The organism is Paracoccus solventivorans, assembly GCF_900142875.1.
GTDB lineage: Bacteria > Pseudomonadota > Alphaproteobacteria > Rhodobacterales > Rhodobacteraceae > Paracoccus > Paracoccus solventivorans.
In genome coordinates this window covers 478,920-497,740 of record NZ_FRCK01000002.1, presented here as the reverse complement: position 1 = coordinate 497,740, position 18,821 = coordinate 478,920, and the positions used below count along the sequence as shown (strand labels likewise).

Below are 18,821 nucleotides of genomic sequence, written 5' to 3'. Positions count from 1 at the left end.
CTGCGGAAGGTTCCTCGCCGGATGTGATCCGTGCCGCAAGCGGGCGCGGCCTGCTGCGGGTGGGGCGAGCCTTGGGGCCGGCGCTGCTGTGCCGGGTTTGAGGAGCGGCGGGTGAGTTTGAGGTCCGGCGGCAGCCGAAGCCTGCTAGATCAAGGCTGCCAGCAGTATTCTTTGCCGTTACCCGTTACCCGTTACCCGCAGGCGCCCCCCCCCACACGGCTTCAGCCCGCCGCCGCTGCCGCCCTTCAGCGCGTGATGCGGAACGGGACCACCACGGATTTCGCCTGCCGGTCGGGCGGAGCGGGCATGCGGGGCAGGCGGCTGGCGTGGCGCATCAGCGCCGCGTCGACGCCGGGGTCGCCGCTGCCCTGGGCGAGCGAGGCCTGCACCCCGCCGCCGCCGTCGATGCGCACCAGCACGGTTGCGGCCAGCTGCCCGCGGGCGGTGACCCGGGCGCGGCTCATGTGCCGCGCGGTGGCCTGGCGCACCTTGTTTTCCCAGGACTGCACCGCTTGCCCCGAGACGCGCGCGGCCTGTCCGGCGCTGCCGGCCGCCGAGGGGGCGGGCTGCGTGCGGGCGGGGGCGGTCTGCGCCTGCCGGGGCTGTTCGCGGGGCTGTTCCTGGCGGCGCTCGCGCTGCGGTTCGGGTTTTTGCGGGGTCTCGCGCGGCTCGACGATGCGGCGCAGCGTCGGCGGGCGGGCGCGGGGGCGCACGGCGGCGATGGTCTCGATCGGCTCGACCACCGGCTCGACCACCGGCTCCGGCTCGGGTTCCGGCAGTGGTTCCGGTTCCGGCTCCGGTTCTGGCTGCGGCGGCTCGGGCTCAGGTTTCGGCTCGGGGGGCGGCGGTTCCGGCTCGGGCTCGGGTTCGGGCTCGGGGAACTCGGGCGGCTCCAGCTCGGCCAGCTGCGGCAGCGCCGGCAGGTTCTCGGCCAGCTCGGTCGGGGTTTCCGCGATGCCGGCCGCGGGTTCGGGCGACAGCAGCTCGACCACCGTGGCCTCGGGCGGCACCGGCACCGGCGCGGGGCGCCGCGCCAGCGTGGTGGCGCCGACCAGATGCGCGCCAAGCACCAGCACGGCGGCGGTGAACCACCAGCCCGGGCGGCCCGCGCGGGTCACGACGCCGGCACCGTTTCCAGGCCGACCAGCCCGATCCGGCCCCAGCCTGCGTCGCGGATGCGGTTCATCAGACCCATCAGCTCGCCATATTCGACGTTGCGGTCGGCGCGCAGGTAGATCCGCGCCTCGGGGTCGCCGCCGGTGGCGTTGTCCAGCGCCTCGGGCAGCGCCTCGACCCCGATCTCGCTGTTGGCCAGGGCGATGCTGCCGTCGGCCTGCAGGGTGACGTAGACCGGCTCGTCCGGGCGCGGCGCCGCCGCCGCGGTCGAGGCCGGCAAGTCCACGTTCACGTCCACCGTCGCCAGCGGCGCCGCCACCATGAAGATGATCAGCAGCACCAGCATCACGTCGATGAACGGGGTGACGTTGATTTCCGACAGCTCGTCGAGCTGCTCGCCGTCGTCGGGGCGCGAACCCATGTCAGAGCCTCCGCATGGCGTGGTCGAGCTCGCGGCTGACCAGCCGTTCGATCAATGCGCCGCTGTCGCGCAGCTGCGCGCGGTGGGATGCGATGGCCCGGGCGCACAGGTTGTAGACGATCACCGCCGGGATCGCCGCGACCAGCCCCAGCGCGGTGGCCAGCAGCGCCTCGGCGATGCCGGGGGCGACCACGGCCAGGTTGGTGGTCTGGGCGCGCGAGATGCCGACGAAGGCGTTCATGATGCCCCAGACCGTGCCGAACAGCCCGACAAAGGGCGCGGTCGCGCCGATGGTGGCCAGCAGCCCGGTGCCGTTGGCCAGCTGCCGCCCCGCCGCCGCCTCGATCCGGGCCAGGGTCGAGGCCACGCGTTCCTTGACCCCCTGCGCGGGCACGCCCGGCAGGTCGGGGCGGGCGGCGACCAGTTCGCGCCCCGCCGCGCGCAGCATCCGCGCCACCGGGTCGCGCCGCCCGCTCAGCCGCCCGGCCGCGGCGGCCAGCGCCCCGGCGGCGGCGATCCGCCCATGGCTGACGGTGGCGGCGCGCGCGGCGCCGGCGATCTCGATCAGCTTGAACAGCGCCACCGTCCAGGTCACCACCGAGGCCGCCGCCAGCCCGATCATCACCGCCTTGACCACGATATCGGCGGCCATGAACATCCCCCAGGGGGAAAGGTCGTGGGGCAGCGTGTCGGGCGGCAGCACGCCCGGGGCCTGCGCGAAGGCGGGCGAGGCCGCAACCACGGCGCAGGCGGCAAGGGCGGTGAGGCTGCGGTTCATCTTGGTCTCCGTGGCGCGTTTCTTGGACATTCTTTCCCCGGATCGGCTGGGAATCCGGCCGTCAGCCCCGGGCATGGTCGCGGGCCTTGCCGGGCGACGGTGAGGCCATCGGCAGGCCGCCGCGGGGCATGGAAGGATTCGGCATGATCTTCCCTTCGAAAAGGTCGCAGAACAGACACGCCGTGGCTGGCGGCCCGGTGTCCGATCGCTGCTGGTCGGGGCCGGGCCCTGCGATGCGGGGCGAAGGCGTCGTCGGCGGCTGGGTAGACGACCTTGTGATGCGGCGTCAATACCCGATTGTTTTGATCGCCATCTATGGACAGCTACCGCTTCCGCGGATAGCAGGGGGCAGATGCCAGCCCGACGCCAGCATGATAACCGATTTTTTCCGAAAGGACCTGACATGCGTGGATTCGTGCTCGCCCTTCTGATGTCGACGGCGCCGGTGGCGGCGATGGCGGCCGACATCACCATCCAGACCGCGCAGGGCGAGGCCCCCGTGCCGCAGGCACCCGAGCGGATCGCGGTGCTGGACCTGGGCGCGATCGACACGCTCAAGGCGCTGGGAATCACCCCGGCGGCGGTGCCGGACAATCTCTATCTGGATTATCTCAAGGATTTCGCGCCCGAGGCGGCGCGGGTCGGCACCGTGCTGGAACCCAATCTCGAGGCGCTGGCCGGGGCCGGTCCCGACCTGATCGTGGTCGCCAACCGCACCGCCCCGGCGCGGCAGACGGTGTCGCAGGTGGCGCCGGCCATCGACATGACCGTGGACGGCGGCAAGCTGGTCGAGCAGCTGAAAGAGCGGCTGAACGCCTATGCGCAGCTTTACGGCAAGGAGGCCGAGGCCGAGACCCTGATCGCCGCGCTGGACGAGAAACTGGCCGCGGTGGCCGAGGCCGGGCGCGACAAGGGCACGGCGCTGGTGGTGCTGACCAACGGGCCGAAGATGTCGGCCTATGGTCCCGGCTCGCGATTCGGCTGGCTGTATGATGTGACCGGGCTGCCGCCTGCGGTGGAAAAGCTGGACCCGACCGCGGGCCATGGCGACGCCATCAGCCATGAGTTCATCGCCCAGGCCAACCCCGACTGGCTGCTGGTGCTGGACCGCGGCGCGGCCATCGGCGCCGACACCCAGTCGGCCGAGGCCACGCTGTCGACCGAGCTGGTCAAGGGCACCAGGGCCTGGACCGACGACCATGTGGTCTATCTGCCGGCGGGTGACCTTTATCTGGCCGCCGGCGGCTATACCGCGATGATGAACCTGCTCGACAGCCTGCAGGAGGCGCTGGAGAAATGATCCTCGGCCGCCGCCCCGCCGCCGTGCTGGCGCTGTCGGCCCTGGTCGGGCTGATGGCGCTGAGCCTGGGGCTGGGCGCGGCCGAGATCGACCTGCGCAGCGCCCGTTCGGATGCGTGGACGGCGCTGGTGGTGATGGAATCGCGGCTGCCGCGGACGCTGGCGGTGGCGCTGTCGGGGGCGGCGCTGGCGGTGTCCGGCGCGCTGATCCAGGCGCTGGTGCGCAACCGCTTCGTCGGGCCCGACACCTCGGGCACCAGCGAGGGCGCGGCGCTGGGGCTGCTGGCGGTGACGCTGCTGGCGCCCGCCGCGCCGATCTGGGTCAAGATGCTGTGCGCAAGCGTGGCCGCCGTCGCCTCGACCGCGCTGTTCGTGGCGATCATCCGCCGCCTGCCGCGGCGCGAGGTGATGCTGGTCCCCATCGCCGGTCTGGTGCTGTCGGGGGTGCTGGGCTCGGTCGTGACCTGGATCGCCTGGCAGACCGACATGCTGCAATATATCGGCACCTGGCTGAGCGGCGAGTTTTCGGGCGTCACCGCCGGCCGCTATGAGCTGCTGTGGGTCGCGGGCGGGGCGGCGGCGCTGGCCTGGCTGGGCGCCGACCGTTTCGCCATCCTGTCGCTGGGCGACGAGATCGCCACCGGGCTGGGGCTGCGCGCCGCGGCGGTGATGCGGCTGGGGCTGGTGGTGGTGGCGGTGGTCTCGGCGCTGGTGGTCACCACGGTGGGGATGGTGCCCTTCGTCGGGCTGGTGGTGCCCAATATCGCGGCGCGGCTGGTCGGGGACGACCTGCGCGCCTCGCTGCCCATCGTGGCGGCGGGGGGCGCTGGGCTGCTGCTGGTCTGCGACATCATCGGGCGGGTGCTGATCGCGCCCTACGAGATTCCGGTCGGGATGATCCTGGGGATCCTCGGCGCCGCCATCTTCCTGGTGCTGCTCTATCGGAGCCCGGCGCATGGCTAGGCCGGGGATCCGGCCGCTGCCCGCCGGGGCGGCCGCGGGGGCGGCCACGGCCCCCGGGCCCGCGCGGCCATGGGGCCAGCTGCGGCCGGGGGTAGTCGCGCTGCTGGCGGCGGCCTTGGCGCTGTGTTCGCTGATCTGGATGTTCCAGGGCTTGGGCGGCGGCAACCGCAGCTTCATCCTGTGGCTGCGGGCGGTGAAACTGGCGGGGCTGATCACGGTCGGAGCCTCGGTCGCGGTGGCCACGGTGCTGTTCCAGACCGTCTCGGCCAACCGGGTGCTGACCCCCTCGATCATGGGGTTCGACGCGCTTTACGTGCTGTTGCAGACGCTGCTGGTCGCCAGCGCCGGGGTCACCGGCTTTGCCGCCATCGACCCGGCGGCGAAGTTCCTGGCCGAGGTCGCGGTGATGGTGCTGCTGGCCGGGCTGCTGTTCGGGGCGCTGCTGGGGCGCGGCGCCCGCGACATCCCGCGGATGATCCTGACCGGGGTGATCCTGGGGGTGATGTTCCGCTCGATCAGCGGCTTCATTGCCCGTATCCTGGACCCCAATTCCTATGCGGTGGTGCAAAGCGTCAGCTTCGCCAGCTTCGGCCGCATCGACGCCACGCTGCTGCTGCCGGGCGCCGCCATCGCGGCGGCGGCGATCGCGGCGGCGCTGGTGCTGGCCCCGCGGCTGGACGTGCTGGCGCTGGGGCGCACGGCGGCGGTGTCGCTGGGGCTGCGCTTTGACCGCATGGTGGTGATGTCGCTGGCGCTGGTGGCGGTGCTGGTGTCGGTCTCGACGGCGCTGGTCGGGCCGGTGGCGTTCTTCGGGCTGCTGGTCGCGGGCATGGCGCACGGTCTGGCGTCCAGCGACCGCCACGCGGTGCTGCTGCCCACCGCCGGGCTGATCGGGGCGCTGATCCTCGTCGCCGGCCAGACCCTGTTCGAGCGGGCGCTGGCCCAGCCCGCGACGCTTTCCGTCGTGGTCGAGTTCCTCGGCGGGCTGTTCTTCCTTTACCTGCTGCTCAGGGGGCGCATCAGATGATCCGCATCGAATCCGTCCAGCATCACATCGGCCCGGCGCCGATCCTGTCGGATATCTCGCTCGAGCTGCCCAAGGGCCGGCTGACGGCGCTGATCGGGCCGAACGGCGCCGGCAAGTCCACGCTGCTGCGGCTGGTGGCCCGGCTGGAGCGGTTGCAGGCAGGGCGCATCGCCGTCGACGGGCAGGACATCGCCCGCACCCCCACCGAGACGCTGGCCCGCAGCCTGGCGATCATGGGCCAGCACAACAACGTCGCCAGCCGCCTGCGGGTGTCCGAGCTGGTCGGCTTCGGCCGCTGGCCGCATCACCGCGGCCGCCCCCGCGCTGCCGACCACGCGGCGGTGGCCGCGGCGATCGAGGCGGTGGACCTGGGGCCGCTGGCGCATCGCTTTCTGGACGAGCTGTCGGGCGGGCAGGTGCAGCGCGCCTTCCTGGCGATGACCTTCGCGCAGGACACCCCCTGGGTGCTGCTGGACGAGCCGCTGAACAACCTCGACATGGCCCATGCCCGGGCGCTGATGGCGCGGCTGGCCGGGGTGGTGCGCGAGTCCGGGCGCAGCGTGGTCACCGTGGTCCACGAGGTGAACTATGCCGCCGCCTGGGCTGACCACATCGTCGCGATGAAGAACGGCCGCATCTTTGCGCAGGGCCCGGCCGAGCAGGTGCTGAACGAGGCGCTGCTGTCCGAGCTTTACGGCACCCCGATCGAGGTTTCCTCGCATGACGGACGGCCGCTGGTGCTGCACCACCATGCCCATAGCGAGGCCGAGCTGATGATCCGGGTGGCGTCCTGACCCCACCCGGCCGTTGCAACTGAAACGCTGCGGCTACAGCGTCGCGCCGATCTTCCACGGCACGAATTCGTGGTCGCCATAGCCGAACTCTTCGGACCGGCTTTTCCGGCCCGAGGCGGTGTCCAGCAGCAGCTCGTAGATGCGCTGGCCCATGTCCTCCAGGCTGACGCCCTCGTCCACCACCACGCCGCAGTTGATGTCCATGTCCTCGGGCATCCGCCGGAACAGCTCTCCGTTCGAGGCCAGCTTGATCGAGGGCGCGGGCTTGGCGCCGAAACACGACCCCCGCCCGGTGGTAAAGGCGATCAGGTTGGCGCCCGCCGCGACCTGGCCGGTGGCCGACACCGGGTCATAGCCGGGGCTGTCCATGTAGACGAGGCCGGGGGTGGTGATCCGCTCGGCATAGGCAAAGGCGCCCGCCACCGGCGCCTGCCCGGCCTTGGCCACCGCGCCCAGCGATTTTTCCAGGATCGTGGTCAGCCCGCCGCGCTTGTTCCCGGGCGAGGGGTTGTTGTCCAGCGAGGCGCCGTTGCGTTCGGCATAGTCGCACCACCAGTCGATCATCCCGCGGATCCTGGCCGCCGTCGACGCGTCCGAACGCGCGATCAGCAGATGCTCGGCCCCGAAGATTTCCGGGGTCTCGGACAGGATCGAGGTGCCGCCCGCCGCCACCAGCAGGTCCGAGGCCACTCCCAGCGCCGGGTTGGCGGTGATCCCGGAAAACCCGTCCGAGCCGCCGCATTGCATCCCCAGCACCAGCCCCGACACCGGCTGTTCGCTGCGCCGGTCGCGGTTGGCGGCCTCGCAGATCGGCTCCAGCAGCTCCAGCGCCCGGCGCACGGCGGAACCCGAGCCGCCGACCTCCTGGATGTTGAACACCCCGAAGCGTTCGCGGGTCCAGTCGTCGCGCTTGTAAAGCGTCAGCTGGTTGACCTCGCAGCCCAGCCCGACGATCAGCACGCCGCCGAAGTTCGGGTGGTCGCGATAGCCCTTGAGCACCCGCACCAGCGTGTCGAACCCCTCGCCCGAACCGGCCATGCCGCAGCCCTGGTCATGGACGATGGGGGCAAAGCCGTCGATGCCGGGAAACCGCGGCAGCAGCTCGCGTTCGGCCGCCCGTGCGATGGCGTGGCAGACGGTGGACGAGCAGTTGACCGAGGCCATGATGCCGATGAAGTTGCGGGTGCCGACGCGGCCGCTGTCGCGCGCATAGCCCATGAAGCTGCGCCGCAGGGGCGGTTCCCGCCGCTGCCCGGTCTGGACGGCGCGGTCGGAATGGCTGTCCGACATGGCGGCATTGTGGCTGTGGACATGCTCGCCCGGCGCGATCGGCGCGGTGGCCGCGGCCATGATCTGGCCGTATTTCACCACCGGCTGGCCCGCGGCGATGGCGGCGACGGCGAACTTGTGCCCCAGCGGGATGTCGGCGGCCAGCGTCACCCCCTGCACCTGCGACCCCGCGGCCAGCGGCTGCAGCGCCACCGCCACGTTGTCGGCCTGGTTCAGGTGGATGGCGGTGGGCCGTTCGGGGGCCGGGCTGTCCGGGGTGTGGCTGGCGTCTGTCATGCGCGTGCTCTTTCGACGATGGCGTGCAGTTGCGGGGTGGCCGGCCCGCCGGGGCCGATCCAGTCCAGAAAGGCGGCAATGCGGCGTTCGGCCTTTTGCGTGTGGTTCTGGGCGATATCCTCGATCCGGTGGTCCAGGAACGGGTTGCGCAGCCGGTCCAGCGTCGCGGCCAGATAGGCGCGCGCCTGCGGCTCGCGGCCCTTCTGGGCAAAGCCGGGGATCACCTCGGCGTCGTAAAGCGCCAGCAGCGCCGCGCCCTCGGGGGCGTCCATCAACTCGCGCACCAGCGCCCCGGGGCGGGCGCCCGAGCGGCGCCAGAAATCCACCAGCGCCGTGTGGCCAAGGTTCAGGATGTGCAGCTTGAGCCGCTCGATCTCCTCGAGATCGGGGACCATCTGCACAGCGGGGTGGTTGCAGGGGGCGATGATCCCCGGCGCGGCCTCGATCGCCCACAGCGCATAGGGCTCGGCGACCGCGCCCGCGGGTTCCAGCGGCTCGGAGACGATGCGGTCCACAAGGCTGTTGGCGAACCCCAGCCCCGCCACCCAATCCGCCACCGCCGCCGGCATCCCGTTGCCGCGCAGGATTTCCAGCACCCGGGCCTTGAGCACCCGGCCGTTTTCGGGGACCAGCTCCAGCGGCATCACCTGCAACGGCCTTGCGCCGGCGTGGAACCGCGCCGCCAGCAGATGCGCCAGCTTGGCCGGAAAGCTCATCCCCTGCGAGGGCGTGGGGTCGAGATCGGCCGGCTGCGGCTGATAGCCCGCGTCGGCGGTGTTCGAGATCACGATCTCCACCTGCTCGCAGAACAGCCGTTCCAGCGCCGGCCAGTCGCTGGCGGTCGACAGCGTGCGGCGCACGGAATCGACGCGCAGCTCCTGTTCGACGGCGCGGCCCCGGTCCAGCCCGCGGATGCGCACGGGATAGCCGCCGGGCGCGGCCAGCGCCGCCAGCCGCGCGGCGCGCGCGGCATCGCCCGAGCTTTGCACCACCGTCACCGCAAGCGGCGGCTCGGCCTGCGCAAAGAACAGGTCGGCATGGGCCTGAAGGAACCGCGAGGTGCCGAATTGCAGGATCGGGGTGCGCGGCTCAGACACGGATGATCGCCTTGATCAGCGTGCCGCGGTCGGCGGCCCACAGCGGCAGGTTGGTCACCGCCTCGTCAAAGCCGGTCTCGTGCGTGGCCAGACGCTCGATCGGGACAAGGCCGCGGCGGATGCAGTCCATCACATGCTCGAAATCGGCTTTCAGCGCGTTGCGGCTGGCCAGCAGCGTGGTCTCGCGCTTGTGGAACTCGGGGTCGGCGAAGGACAGATCGCCCTTGACCACCGACAGCAGCACATATGTGCCGCCATGCGCCAGCCAGCCCAGCCCCGCGTTCATCGCGTGGATGCTGCCGGTGGCGTCGAACACCGTGTCATAGGCCTGCGCGGCCTCTTCGCCCACCAGCTCCAGCCGGGCCTGCGGCAGTACCCCGGCGGCCAGTTGCAGCCGCGAGGCCGAGCTGTCGCGCAGCGTCACCCCGGCGCCGTCGATCCCGGCAAAGATCGCCGCCGCCAGCCCGATGGGACCGGCGCCCACCACCAGCACCGAGGACCCCGGCCGCAGCCGCGCCCGGCTGACCCCATGCGCGCCGATGGCCAGGAACTCGACCATCGCCGCGGCCCGCTCGTCCAGCCCCTCGGCCTTGTAGGCGTTCTGCTCGGGGACCAGCACCTCTTCGCACATGCCGCCGTCGCGGTGCACGCCCAGCACGCCGATATTCTCGCAGCAGTTCGGCTTGCCGATGGTGCAGGCGTGGCAGTGGCCGCAGGTCAGATAGGGGTTGATCACCACCAGATCGCCCACCGCGATGCGCCCGTCGGCGCTGGCATCCAGCGCCCGGCCCGACAGCTCGTGCCCCATCACCCGCGGATAGGACAGGAACGGCTGCTGGCCGCCATAGATGTGATAATCCGTGCCGCAGATGCCCACGTGGCCGATGCGGATGCGGATATGGCCCGGCTGCGGCTGCGGGCGGGGGCGGTCCGTGCGCTCGAACCGGCCCGGCTCGACGCAGACAAGGGCTTTCATCATCCGGGGCGTTCCTCGAAGCGATTTTTCTGCTGGTATGTTCTTTATTTAATAAATACCGTTCCGGTCAACTGCAAAGCCGGGGTGCGGATGGCGCGCGACAGGAACCTGTTCAAGAAGCTGGTGAATCGGCAGCTCGACCGGCTCGAGGGGCTGGCCCCAGGCGCCGAGCTGGGCCCCGAAGGGGCGCTGGCGGCCGAGCTGGGCGCCAGCCGCACCACGATTCGCGCGGTGCTGGCGCATCTGGAGGGCATCGGGGTGCTGTCCTGGGACGGGCGGCGCAAGCTGCTGCTGCGCGCGCCGCGCCCGGGCGATCGCTTCGACTTGGCCGAGACCCGGCCGCCGCTGGCCCAGATCGAAGAGCCGTTCCTGCAATGGATGCTGCAGGGCGAGCTGCCCCCCGGCGCCAGCTTCAACGAGGCCGAGCTGGCCCGCCGCTTTGGCGTGCCGCTGGGGGCGCTGCGCGAGTATCTGATCCGCTTCGAGCCGTTCGGCCTGATCGAAAAGCGCCGCAACCGGCATTGGGTGCTGAACGGCTTTACCCGCGACTTCGCCGCCGAGATGTTCACCGTGCGCGAGATGTTCGAGCGTCACGCCCTGCCGCTGCTGGTGGCGGCGGCGGGGCCGGGCGAGCGGCTGCGGCCCGAGGTCGCGGCGATGCGCGACGCCCATGCGGCGCTGGTGCAGGGGGACGACGCGGGGCTGGCCGCGTTTCCGGCGCTGGACGCGCAGTTCCACCGGCTGATCTGCGCGGCGGCCGAAAACCGCTTCATGCTGGATTTCAGCCGCACCATCGCGATCATCGTGCATTACCACTATCGCTGGAACAAGCGCGACGAGCAGCGCCGTAACCGCGCCGCCATCGCCGAGCATCTGGCGATCATCGCCGCGGTGCTGGACGGCGACGCCCCCGGCGCCGCGGCGGCGCTGGATGCGCATCTGGCGACGGCGCGGCGGACGCTGATGGACTCGGTGCTCTGGAACGGCGACGATGCGCCGGCCGGGGATGCCCGGGCCTAGGAACATTCGGAAAGCAAGGAAGAACGGATGCGGTTTCTCGCGGTCGGGGAATGCATGGTCGAGATGTCCCACGCGGGCGAGGGGCTGTGGCGGCAGGGGTTTGCAGGCGACACGCTGAACACCGCCTGGTACATGCGCGCGGGCCTGCCGGCGGATTGGGCGGTCGAGTATTTCACTGTGGTCGGCACCGACCCGCTGTCGGAGGCGATGCTGGGCTTCATGCAGGGCGCCGGGATCGGCACCGGCCGGATCGCCCGCCACCCCGAGCGGGCGCCGGGGCTTTACATGATCAGCCTCGAGAACGGCGAGCGCTCCTTCACCTACTGGCGCGACAATTCGGCGGCGCGGACGCTGGCCGCCGACCCGGCGCGGCTGGGGCAGGCGCTGGCCGGCGCTGCGATGATCTATGTCAGCGGCATCACCATGGCGGTGCTCGAGGGCGAAGGGCGCGCGGTGATGCTGGACCAGCTGGGCCGGGCGCGGGCGGCGGGCAGCCGGGTGGTCTTCGACCCGAACCTGCGGCCGCGGCTGTGGCGCGACGCGGCCAGCATGTGCGCGGCGATCGAGGCGACGGCGACGCTGGCCGATATCGTTCTGCCCAGCCACGACGACGAGGCGCGGCATTTCGGCGACGCCTCGCCCGAGGCCACGGCGCGGCGCTATGCGGCGCTGGGGGCGGGCGAGGTGCTGGTCAAGAACGGCGGCGGCCCGATGGCGCTGGCGCTGGAGCGGCAGGCCCCCGAGACGCTGCCGCCGCTGCCCTCGGTCACCCCGCTCGACACCACCGGCGCCGGCGACAGCTTCAACGCCGGCTATCTGGCGGCGCGGCTGGCGGGGCTGGACCCGCAGGCGGCGGCGCGGCGCGGGCATGATCTGGCCAGCCGGGTGGTGCAGCATTACGGGGCGCTGATGCCGATGGAAAAGGCGCGGGGCTGAGCCCCGCGCCCCGGCTGCGTCGCGTGCTGGCGGGGGTGGCCCCCCCCGCCGGCGGCCCTAGACCAGCACCAGCGACAGCGCCGGGATATAGGTGATCAGCAGCAGCGCAATCACCAGCGCGGCGACGAACATCCAGCCCTCGCGGAAGAACTCGCCGATGGTGGCCCGTGTCAGGTTGCAGACCAGTAACAGCACCGTTCCCACCGGTGGCGTCAGCGTGCCGATCGACAGGTTGACGATGATGACGATGCCGAAATGCACCGGGTCGATGCCGAACTGCGCCAGCACCGGCTTGAGCAGCGGCACCAGCACGATCATCAGGGCGGTGCCCTCGATGAACATGCCCAGGAACAGCAGCAGCACGTTCACCGCGGCCAGGAAGGCGTATTTGTTGGTGGTCAGCCCGGTGATCCACTCAGCCATGGCGATGCCGGCGCGCTCGTTGGAAAAGATCCAGGCCAGGCCCGAGCTGGTCATGATCACCAGCAGGATCGCCGCGGTCTGCCGGGCGGTGTCGCCAAGCGCGCGCCCGACGTCGGCGGGCTTCATGTCGCGGTAGATGAAGAAGCCGATGATCAGCGTCATCAGGATGGCGATGGCGCCGGCCTCGGTCGGGGTGAAGATGCCCATGCGGATACCGCCGACAATCACCACCACCAGCAGCAGCGCCGGCCAGGCCTGAAACAGCACGCTGCGGGTTTCCGACGCCGTGGGCCAGCTGTCGCGCGAGGGCGGGATGCCGCGGCGGCGGGCGTAGATGTAGACCGCGGTCAGCAGCAGCGCGCAGAGCAGCAGCCCCGGCACGATCCCGGCCATGAACATCGACCCGATCGAGACATCGGCCACCAGCCCGTAGATGATCAGCGCGATCCCCGGCGGGATGATCGGGGTGATCAGCGAGCCGCAGGCGGTGATCGCCGAGGCCGCGCCCCGCGAATAGCCCTGCCGGATCATCTGCGGCACGATCATCCGCGTCGCCATCGCCGCATCGGCGAGGTTCGAGGCCGAGATCCCGCCCATCAGCGTCGACAGCATGACGTTGGTGTGGCCCATGCCGCCGCGGATGCGCCCGACCAGCAGGTCGGCCAGCGCCAGCAGGCGCCGCGCCACCGCGGTGGCCCCCAGCAGCGTGCCCAGCAGGATGAAGAACGGGATCGCCAGAAGCGACGAGTTCTGCGTCGGCGCCACGATCCGCTGCACCGCGATGGCCAGCGGCAGGTTCGAGAAGAACAGGAAATAGACCAGGATCGCGGCGAACATCGCCAGATAGATCCGCATGTTCAGTGCAAACAGCACGAACATCAGAAGGATAGCGATCAGCCAGCTCATGCGTCGGCCTCAACATGGGCGGAAAGGACGGAAGGGGCCGAGACCGGCCGGTGCCCGGCCATGCGCAGCAGCGTGACCACGATCACCCCCAGCGCGCCCAGCGTCACCGGCAGGTAGATCCAGAACCACGAGATCCGCAGGATGTTGGTGCGCCGCATGGCGGACGCCTCGGCCAGCACCCAGCCGTACCAGGCGATCACCCCCAGCAGCCCGATGGAGAGCAGCCCGACCACGACGATCAGCGCCCGCCGCCCCTTCGGCGACAGGAACCCCTCGATGATGTCGATGGTCAGGTGCTCGCCCCGCGCCTCGGTGCCGATGGCCGAGATCATCACGATCCACACCATCAGCAGCCCGGCGGCCTCTTCGGTCCAGGCCAGCGGCTGGCCCATTACATAGCGGGCAAACACCGCGCTGGCCACGATGGTGACAAGCACGACAAGGCTCAATCCGCCTATCACCGAGGCGGTCCGGTCTATCCAGCGCATCGCTTGCTCCGTTGCAAAAGGGCCGGCACGGATGCCGGCCCGTAGGTCCTGTGGCGATTACTGCGCGGCGATTTCCGCCTGGATGCGGTCATAGAGCCCCGGGGTCCATTCGGGGAACTGCTCGTAGAAGGGCTTGGTCGCCTCTTTGAAGGCGGCCACGTCGGGGGTGGTGACCTCGACGCCCACCGCCTTCATCGCCTCGAGCGCGTCGGCCTCGTCCTGGGCGGCGACCTTCTGGCTTTCGACGCCGATCTCGTAGCCGGTGTCCTCGATCAGCTTGGCGACCTCGGGGTCGAGGGTCTGGAAATAGCTTTCCCCGCCCAGCCAGAACGCGGCCGAGGTGACATAGCCCACTATCGACAGCTGCTTGGCCTGTTCGTCCAGCTTCTGCCCGTGCAGCACGGTCAGCGGGTTTTCCACCCCGTCGATCACGCCCTGGGTCAGTGCCGGATAGACGTCGCCCAGCGGCATCGGCGTGGGGGTGCCGCCCATCAGCTCGATGGCCTTGATCTGCATGTTGTTGTTGGGGGTGCGGATCTTCAGCCCCACCATGTCGGCCGGGGTCTCGATCTTCTTCTTGGCCAGGATGTGGCGCGCGCCGTACATGTAGTTGGGGATCACGATGCGGATGCCCTGATCGCGCAGCTTGAGTTCCTTTTCCTTGAACCATTCGCCGTCATAGATGCGGAACAGCGATTCCGTGTCGTCGGCGAGATAGGGGCCGTAAAGCACGCCCATGTCGGGGTCATAGTCCACCAGGAAGCCGGCGTCGGCGATGGTGATGACGTTCACCCCCATCTTGGCCTGCTCGATGATGTCCTCTTTCGAGCCGAGCTGCGACGAGGGGTAAAGCTCGAACTCGACCTTGCCCTCGGAGCGTTCCTTCACCAGGTCGGCCCATTTCTGCATCATCAGGTCGACCGGCTCGCCGGGGTTGTTCTCATAGGCGATCTTGACCGTCACGTCGGCGGCCAGCGCCGGCAGCGCCAGCGTCAGCGCCAGCGCGGTTCCCAGCCCGATCTTTCTCATCAACGACATCTTGGGTCTCCTCCCTCGGGGATGTGTCAGCTTGGTTGAAAACGATAGGTTTCCAGGCTTTCCGGCCGCATCTCGATCGAAAAGCCCGGCATGGCCGGTGGCATGTAGGCTGCGTTCTCGATGCGCACCGGGTCAAGGAAATGTTCGTGCAGGTGGTCGACATATTCGATCACCCGGCCCTCGCGGGTGCCGCTGATGCACAGATAGTCGATCATCGACATGTGCTGCACATATTCGCACAGGCCGACGCCGCCGGCGTGCGGGCAGACCTTCAGCCCGTATTTCGCCGCCATCAGCATCACCGCCAGCACCTCGTTCAGCCCGCCCAGCCGGCAGCTGTCGATCTGCACCACGTCGATGGCGCCTTCCATGATGAACTGCTTGAACATGATGCGGTTCTGGCACATCTCGCCGGTGGCGACCTCGACCGGGGCCACGCCCTGGCGGATCTTGCGGTGGCCGGCGATATCGTCGGGGCTGGTGGGTTCCTCGATGAACCACGGGTTCACGAAGGCGAGCTTCTTCACCCAGTCGATGGCCTGATCGACCTCCCACACCTGGTTGGCGTCGATCATCAGCCGCACATCCGGGCCGACGGTCTCGCGCGCGATGGTCAGGCGGCGGATGTCGTCGTCCAGATCGCGGCCGACCTTCATCTTGATGTGGCTGAAGCCCGCGTCCACCGCCTCGCGGCACAGGCGGCGCAGCTTGTCGTCGTCATAGCCGAGCCAGCCGGCCGAGGTGGTGTAGCAGGGATAGCCCTCGCGCAGCAGCGTCTCGATGCGGGCCTGCTTGCCCTCGGCCTGCTTCGTCAGGAAATCCAGCGCCCATTCGGGGGTGATGCAGTCGGTCAGGTAGCGGAAGTCGATGCAGCGCACCAGCTCCGCGGGCGACATCTCGGCCACCAGCTGCCAGACCGGCTTGCCCGCGGCCTTGGCCCACAGGTCCCAGGCGGCGTTGACCACCGCGCCGGTGGCCAGGTGGATCGCGCCTTTGTCGGGGCCGATCCAGCGCAGTTGGCTGTCGCTGGTCACATGGCGCCAGAACCGGCCCATGTCGGCGGCGATCCAGTCCAGATCCAGCCCGACGACCAGCGGCCGCAGCGCCTCGATGGCGGCGATGCAGATCTCGTTGCCGCGGCCGATGGTGAAGGTCAGCCCGTGGCCCTGATGGGGGCCGTCGGTTTCCAGGATGACATAGGCCGCGGAATAATCCGGGTCGGGGTTCATCGCGTCCGAGCCGTCCAGCGCCTGGCTGGTCGGGAACCGCACGTCGATGCTGCGCAGGCCGGTGATGCGGGTCATGCCTGCACCACCTTCTGGGTCTGCTCGCCCAGGCCCTCGATCCCCAGCCGCATCACCTCGCCGCCCTTCAGGAACACCGGCGGCTTCTGCCCCAGCCCGACCCCGGGGGGCGTGCCGGTCGAGATCACGTCGCCCGGCTGCAGCGACAGGAAGCGGCTGACATAGGCGATGATCTCCGGCACCTTGAAGATCATGGTGGCGGTCGAGCCGTCCTGATAGCGCCGCCCGTCCACCTCCAGCCACATCTTCAGATCGTGCACGTCCCCGGCCTCGTCGGGGGTGACCAGCCAGGGGCCGATCGGGCCGTGGGTGTCGTGGCCCTTGCCCTTGTCCCAGCTGCCGCCGCGCTCCAGCTGCCATTCGCGCTCGGACACGTCGTTGATCACGCAATAGCCCGCGACATGGGACAGCGCCTCGGCCTCGTCGATGTAGCGGCCGCCCTTGCCGATCACCACGCCCAGCTCGACCTCCCAATCGGTCCTGGTCGAGCCGCGGGGGATTTCCACGTCGTCGTCGGGACCGCAGATGGCGCTGGTCCATTTGGCAAAGACGATGGGCTCATCCGGGATCGCGGCGCCGGTTTCGGCGGCGTGGTCGGCGTAGTTCAGGCCGATGCAGATGAACTTGCCGACGCGGCCGACGCACGGGCCGATGCGGGGTGCGCCCTCGGCCAGCGGCAGGGTTGCGGGGTCCAGCGCGGCGATGCGGGCCAGCCCCTCGGGGGTCAGCACCTCGCCGGCAAGGTCGTCGACATGGGCGGAGAGATCGCGGATGCGGCCCTCGGCGTCCAGGATTCCGGGGCGTTCCTGTCCGGGCGGTCCAAAGCGCAGCAGTTTCATCGGGTCCTCATGTTATGGCGGGCAGGGGGCAGGGCCGAGGCGGGGCGGCGGCTCAGATCGTCACGCCGCCGTCGACCAGCAGCGCCTGCCCGGAAACGAAGCGGCTTTCGTCCGACAGCAGATAGACCACCATCGGGGTGATATCGTCGACCGTGGCCAGCCGCCCCATGGGCTGGCGGGCGATGAAGTCCTTTTCCGCCTGCACCGGGTCGGCCGAGGCCGCGATCCGCCCGCGCAGGCTGGGGGTGTCGACCGTGCCCGGGCACAGCGCGTTGCAGCGGATGCCCTGGGCCACGAAATCGGCGGCGATGGCCTTGGTCAGCCCGATGACCGCCGCCTTGGTCGCGCCATAGGCGGTACGGTTGACGAAGCCCTTCACCGACGAGGCCATCGAGGCCATGTTCAGGATCGAGGCGGTGCCCGTTTCCGCGGCGCGCTCCAGCATCCCCGGCAGCAGCGCCCGGGTCAGCCGCACCATCGAGGTGACGTTCAGCGCGACGCTGCGGTCCCAGTCCTCGTCGCTCATCTGCAGCAGATTGCCGTTGGCGACCATGCCGGCGCAGTTGAACAGCCCGTCCAGCGCGCCGACGCGGGCGGCGATGTCGCGGATGGCGGCGGCGTCGGTCACGTCCAGCGCGGCGGTCTCGACCCCCGCGGTGCCGTCCAGCCCGCGCAGCAGCGCCGCATCGACGTCGGTGGCGATCACCCGCGCGCCCTCGGCCGCAAGCGCCACTGCGCTGGCGCGGCCGATTCCCTGGCCTGCCGCCGTCACCAGGATGGATTTTCCTTCCAGACGCATGTGACCCCTCCCGCCATCTGCTTGTTCGGATATGAACAGATTATTCATAGGTGAACAGTTGACGCAAGGTATTTTTTGCGCTGCAGTCGCCTGCGCGATGCCGTAAGAGAGCGTCGGCCTAGCCGACTGTCAGCCGGGGGAATGTTCTTGACCAGCCATTTCGATGCCGGGCCGGCCGCCGAGGACCGATCCGCCCCTGCCGACGCCGCCGACCGCTATCGCGCCCCGGCGCTGGACAAGGGGCTCGACATTCTCGAAGTCCTGGCCGAGCAGCCCCGCGGGCTGACGCGGGCGGAAATCGTCAAGCTGATGGGGGTCAGCCCTTCGCAGATCTACCGGATGCTGGAACGGCTGGTGGTGCGCGGCTATGTCTCGCGCGTCGAGGGCGGCGACCGCTATGCGCTGAGCATGAAGCTATTCAATCTGGGCACCCGCCATCCGCCGCTGCGCCGGCTGGTGGCGCAGGCGCAGCCGATGATGGACGAGTTCGCGATCGAGGTGCGGCAGTCCTGCCATCTGGTCGTCCCCGAACACGGCCACGGCATCATCATCGCCCAGGCCAGCCCGCAGGGGCATTGGGAGTTCAGGGGCCGGGTCGGCGGGCTGCTGGACCTGTTCGCCACCGGCTCGGGGCTGGCGCTGCTGGCGTTCCAGCACCCCGACCGCCTGGCCGAGACCCTGCGCCTGTGGGGCATCGCCGATGCCGGCGCCCGGCTGGCCGCCATCGCCGGACATCTGGCCGAGGTGCGCGAGCAGGGGGCGCGGGTGGCGCCCTCGGCGCAGTTCGTCGGCGTCACCGACATCAGCGTGCCGGTGCGCGGGCCGGGGGACGAGGCGGTGGCGGTGCTGACCTGCGCCCATATCGACCACCCCGGCGAGGGGGGCGAGGACAGCCGGGACCGGGCGCTGGCCCGGCTCCAGACGCTGGCGGCGAGCCTCTGAGCCGGGCGGGCGGCTGCCACGGGACAGTCGCGGCCGGGCCTTCGGTTCGGATGACGGCCCCGGGGCCTTCCGCCACCATGGCGGGGGTG

General features: G+C 70.3%; 19 protein-coding genes. 7 read left to right on the top strand and 12 right to left on the bottom strand.

Going from position 1 to position 18,821, the window contains the following annotated elements; all coding sequences use genetic code 11:
- Positions 1–245 precede the first annotated feature (245 nt).
- The 3 genes from BUB57_RS05595 to exbB are packed head-to-tail and all read right to left on the bottom strand — an operon-like array spanning position 246 to position 2,345.
- Positions 246–1,118 (bottom strand): TonB C-terminal domain-containing protein, encoded by an 873-nt coding sequence (locus BUB57_RS05595; RefSeq protein ID WP_073063416.1) that lies wholly within the window; start codon positions 1,116–1,118, stop codon positions 246–248.
- Positions 1,115–1,537: a TonB system transport protein ExbD gene (gene exbD / locus BUB57_RS05590; protein ID WP_073063412.1), complete on the bottom strand. Its 423-nt coding sequence runs from the start codon at positions 1,535–1,537 to the stop codon at positions 1,115–1,117. Before exbD ends, BUB57_RS05595 begins: the two co-directional genes overlap by 4 nt.
- A 1-nt stretch (position 1,538) precedes the next feature.
- Entirely contained in the window at positions 1,539–2,345 is an 807-nt protein-coding gene (exbB, locus tag BUB57_RS05585; RefSeq protein WP_073063408.1) for a tonB-system energizer ExbB, read from the bottom strand.
- 373 nt (positions 2,346–2,718) lie between these two features.
- On the opposite strand from exbB, the gene BUB57_RS05580 reads away from it, so the two are divergent.
- From BUB57_RS05580 to BUB57_RS05565, 4 genes are all read left to right on the top strand, one after another.
- Positions 2,719–3,615, top strand: coding sequence for a siderophore ABC transporter substrate-binding protein (locus BUB57_RS05580; protein WP_073063405.1), 897 nt, complete (start codon positions 2,719–2,721; stop codon positions 3,613–3,615).
- Positions 3,612–4,577 (top strand): ABC transporter permease, encoded by a 966-nt coding sequence (locus BUB57_RS05575; protein ID WP_073063401.1) that lies wholly within the window; start codon positions 3,612–3,614, stop codon positions 4,575–4,577. Before BUB57_RS05580 ends, BUB57_RS05575 begins: the two co-directional genes overlap by 4 nt.
- A gap of 139 nt (positions 4,578–4,716) precedes the next feature.
- The gene (locus BUB57_RS05570) at positions 4,717–5,604 is read left to right on the top strand and encodes an iron chelate uptake ABC transporter family permease subunit (protein WP_073063708.1); all 888 of its coding nucleotides are present in this window, start codon (positions 4,717–4,719) and stop codon (positions 5,602–5,604) included.
- Positions 5,601–6,398, top strand: a complete 798-nt coding sequence (locus BUB57_RS05565) for an iron ABC transporter ATP-binding protein (protein WP_073063398.1) — start codon at positions 5,601–5,603, stop codon at positions 6,396–6,398. The genes BUB57_RS05570 and BUB57_RS05565 overlap by 4 nt, the downstream gene beginning before the upstream one ends.
- A gap of 33 nt (positions 6,399–6,431) precedes the next feature.
- Here the strand turns inward: BUB57_RS05565 and BUB57_RS05560 are convergent, their stop codons facing one another.
- Genes BUB57_RS05560 through BUB57_RS05550 form a run of 3 tightly spaced genes read right to left on the bottom strand, consistent with a single transcriptional unit; the run spans position 6,432 to position 10,040 of the window.
- Positions 6,432–7,964 (bottom strand): UxaA family hydrolase, encoded by a 1,533-nt coding sequence (locus tag BUB57_RS05560; protein ID WP_073063395.1) that lies wholly within the window; start codon positions 7,962–7,964, stop codon positions 6,432–6,434.
- On the bottom strand, positions 7,961–9,061 hold the full coding sequence (locus BUB57_RS05555; RefSeq protein ID WP_073063392.1) for a mannitol dehydrogenase family protein: 1,101 nt from the start codon (positions 9,059–9,061) through the stop codon (positions 7,961–7,963). Before BUB57_RS05555 ends, BUB57_RS05560 begins: the two co-directional genes overlap by 4 nt.
- On the bottom strand, positions 9,054–10,040 hold the full coding sequence (locus BUB57_RS05550; RefSeq protein ID WP_234951988.1) for a zinc-binding alcohol dehydrogenase family protein: 987 nt from the start codon (positions 10,038–10,040) through the stop codon (positions 9,054–9,056). Before BUB57_RS05550 ends, BUB57_RS05555 begins: the two co-directional genes overlap by 8 nt.
- An 87-nt stretch (positions 10,041–10,127) precedes the next feature.
- Here BUB57_RS05550 and BUB57_RS05545 point away from each other — a divergent pair, with 87 nt between their 5' ends.
- Both BUB57_RS05545 and BUB57_RS05540 read left to right on the top strand, forming a co-directional pair.
- The gene (locus BUB57_RS05545; protein WP_073063388.1) at positions 10,128–11,057 is read left to right on the top strand and encodes a GntR family transcriptional regulator; all 930 of its coding nucleotides are present in this window, start codon (positions 10,128–10,130) and stop codon (positions 11,055–11,057) included.
- Positions 11,058–11,084: 27 nt separating this feature from the next.
- Complete coding sequence (locus BUB57_RS05540; protein ID WP_073063385.1) at positions 11,085–11,993, top strand: sugar kinase; 909 nt, start codon at positions 11,085–11,087, stop codon at positions 11,991–11,993.
- Positions 11,994–12,050: 57 nt separating this feature from the next.
- Here BUB57_RS05540 and BUB57_RS05535 read toward each other — a convergent pair whose 3' ends face one another.
- Genes BUB57_RS05535 through BUB57_RS05510 form a run of 6 tightly spaced genes read right to left on the bottom strand, consistent with a single transcriptional unit; the run spans position 12,051 to position 17,790 of the window.
- Complete coding sequence (locus BUB57_RS05535; protein WP_073063382.1) at positions 12,051–13,322, bottom strand: TRAP transporter large permease; 1,272 nt, start codon at positions 13,320–13,322, stop codon at positions 12,051–12,053.
- The gene (locus BUB57_RS05530) at positions 13,319–13,810 is read right to left on the bottom strand and encodes a TRAP transporter small permease (RefSeq protein WP_073063378.1); all 492 of its coding nucleotides are present in this window, start codon (positions 13,808–13,810) and stop codon (positions 13,319–13,321) included. Before BUB57_RS05530 ends, BUB57_RS05535 begins: the two co-directional genes overlap by 4 nt.
- Positions 13,811–13,867: 57 nt before the next feature.
- The gene (locus tag BUB57_RS05525; RefSeq protein ID WP_084731978.1) at positions 13,868–14,848 is read right to left on the bottom strand and encodes a C4-dicarboxylate TRAP transporter substrate-binding protein; all 981 of its coding nucleotides are present in this window, start codon (positions 14,846–14,848) and stop codon (positions 13,868–13,870) included.
- Positions 14,849–14,874: 26 nt separating this feature from the next.
- Positions 14,875–16,152, bottom strand: coding sequence for an L-fuconate dehydratase (locus BUB57_RS05520; protein WP_073063370.1), 1,278 nt, complete (start codon positions 16,150–16,152; stop codon positions 14,875–14,877).
- On the bottom strand, positions 16,149–16,991 hold the full coding sequence (locus BUB57_RS05515) for an ureidoglycolate lyase (protein WP_073063367.1): 843 nt from the start codon (positions 16,989–16,991) through the stop codon (positions 16,149–16,151). Before BUB57_RS05515 ends, BUB57_RS05520 begins: the two co-directional genes overlap by 4 nt.
- A 52-nt stretch (positions 16,992–17,043) precedes the next feature.
- Positions 17,044–17,790: an SDR family oxidoreductase gene (locus BUB57_RS05510; protein ID WP_073063364.1), complete on the bottom strand. Its 747-nt coding sequence runs from the start codon at positions 17,788–17,790 to the stop codon at positions 17,044–17,046.
- Positions 17,791–17,937: 147 nt separating this feature from the next.
- Here BUB57_RS05510 and BUB57_RS05505 point away from each other — a divergent pair, with 147 nt between their 5' ends.
- Entirely contained in the window at positions 17,938–18,732 is a 795-nt protein-coding gene (locus BUB57_RS05505) for an IclR family transcriptional regulator (RefSeq protein WP_234951987.1), read from the top strand.
- Positions 18,733–18,821: the final 89 nt, after the last annotated feature.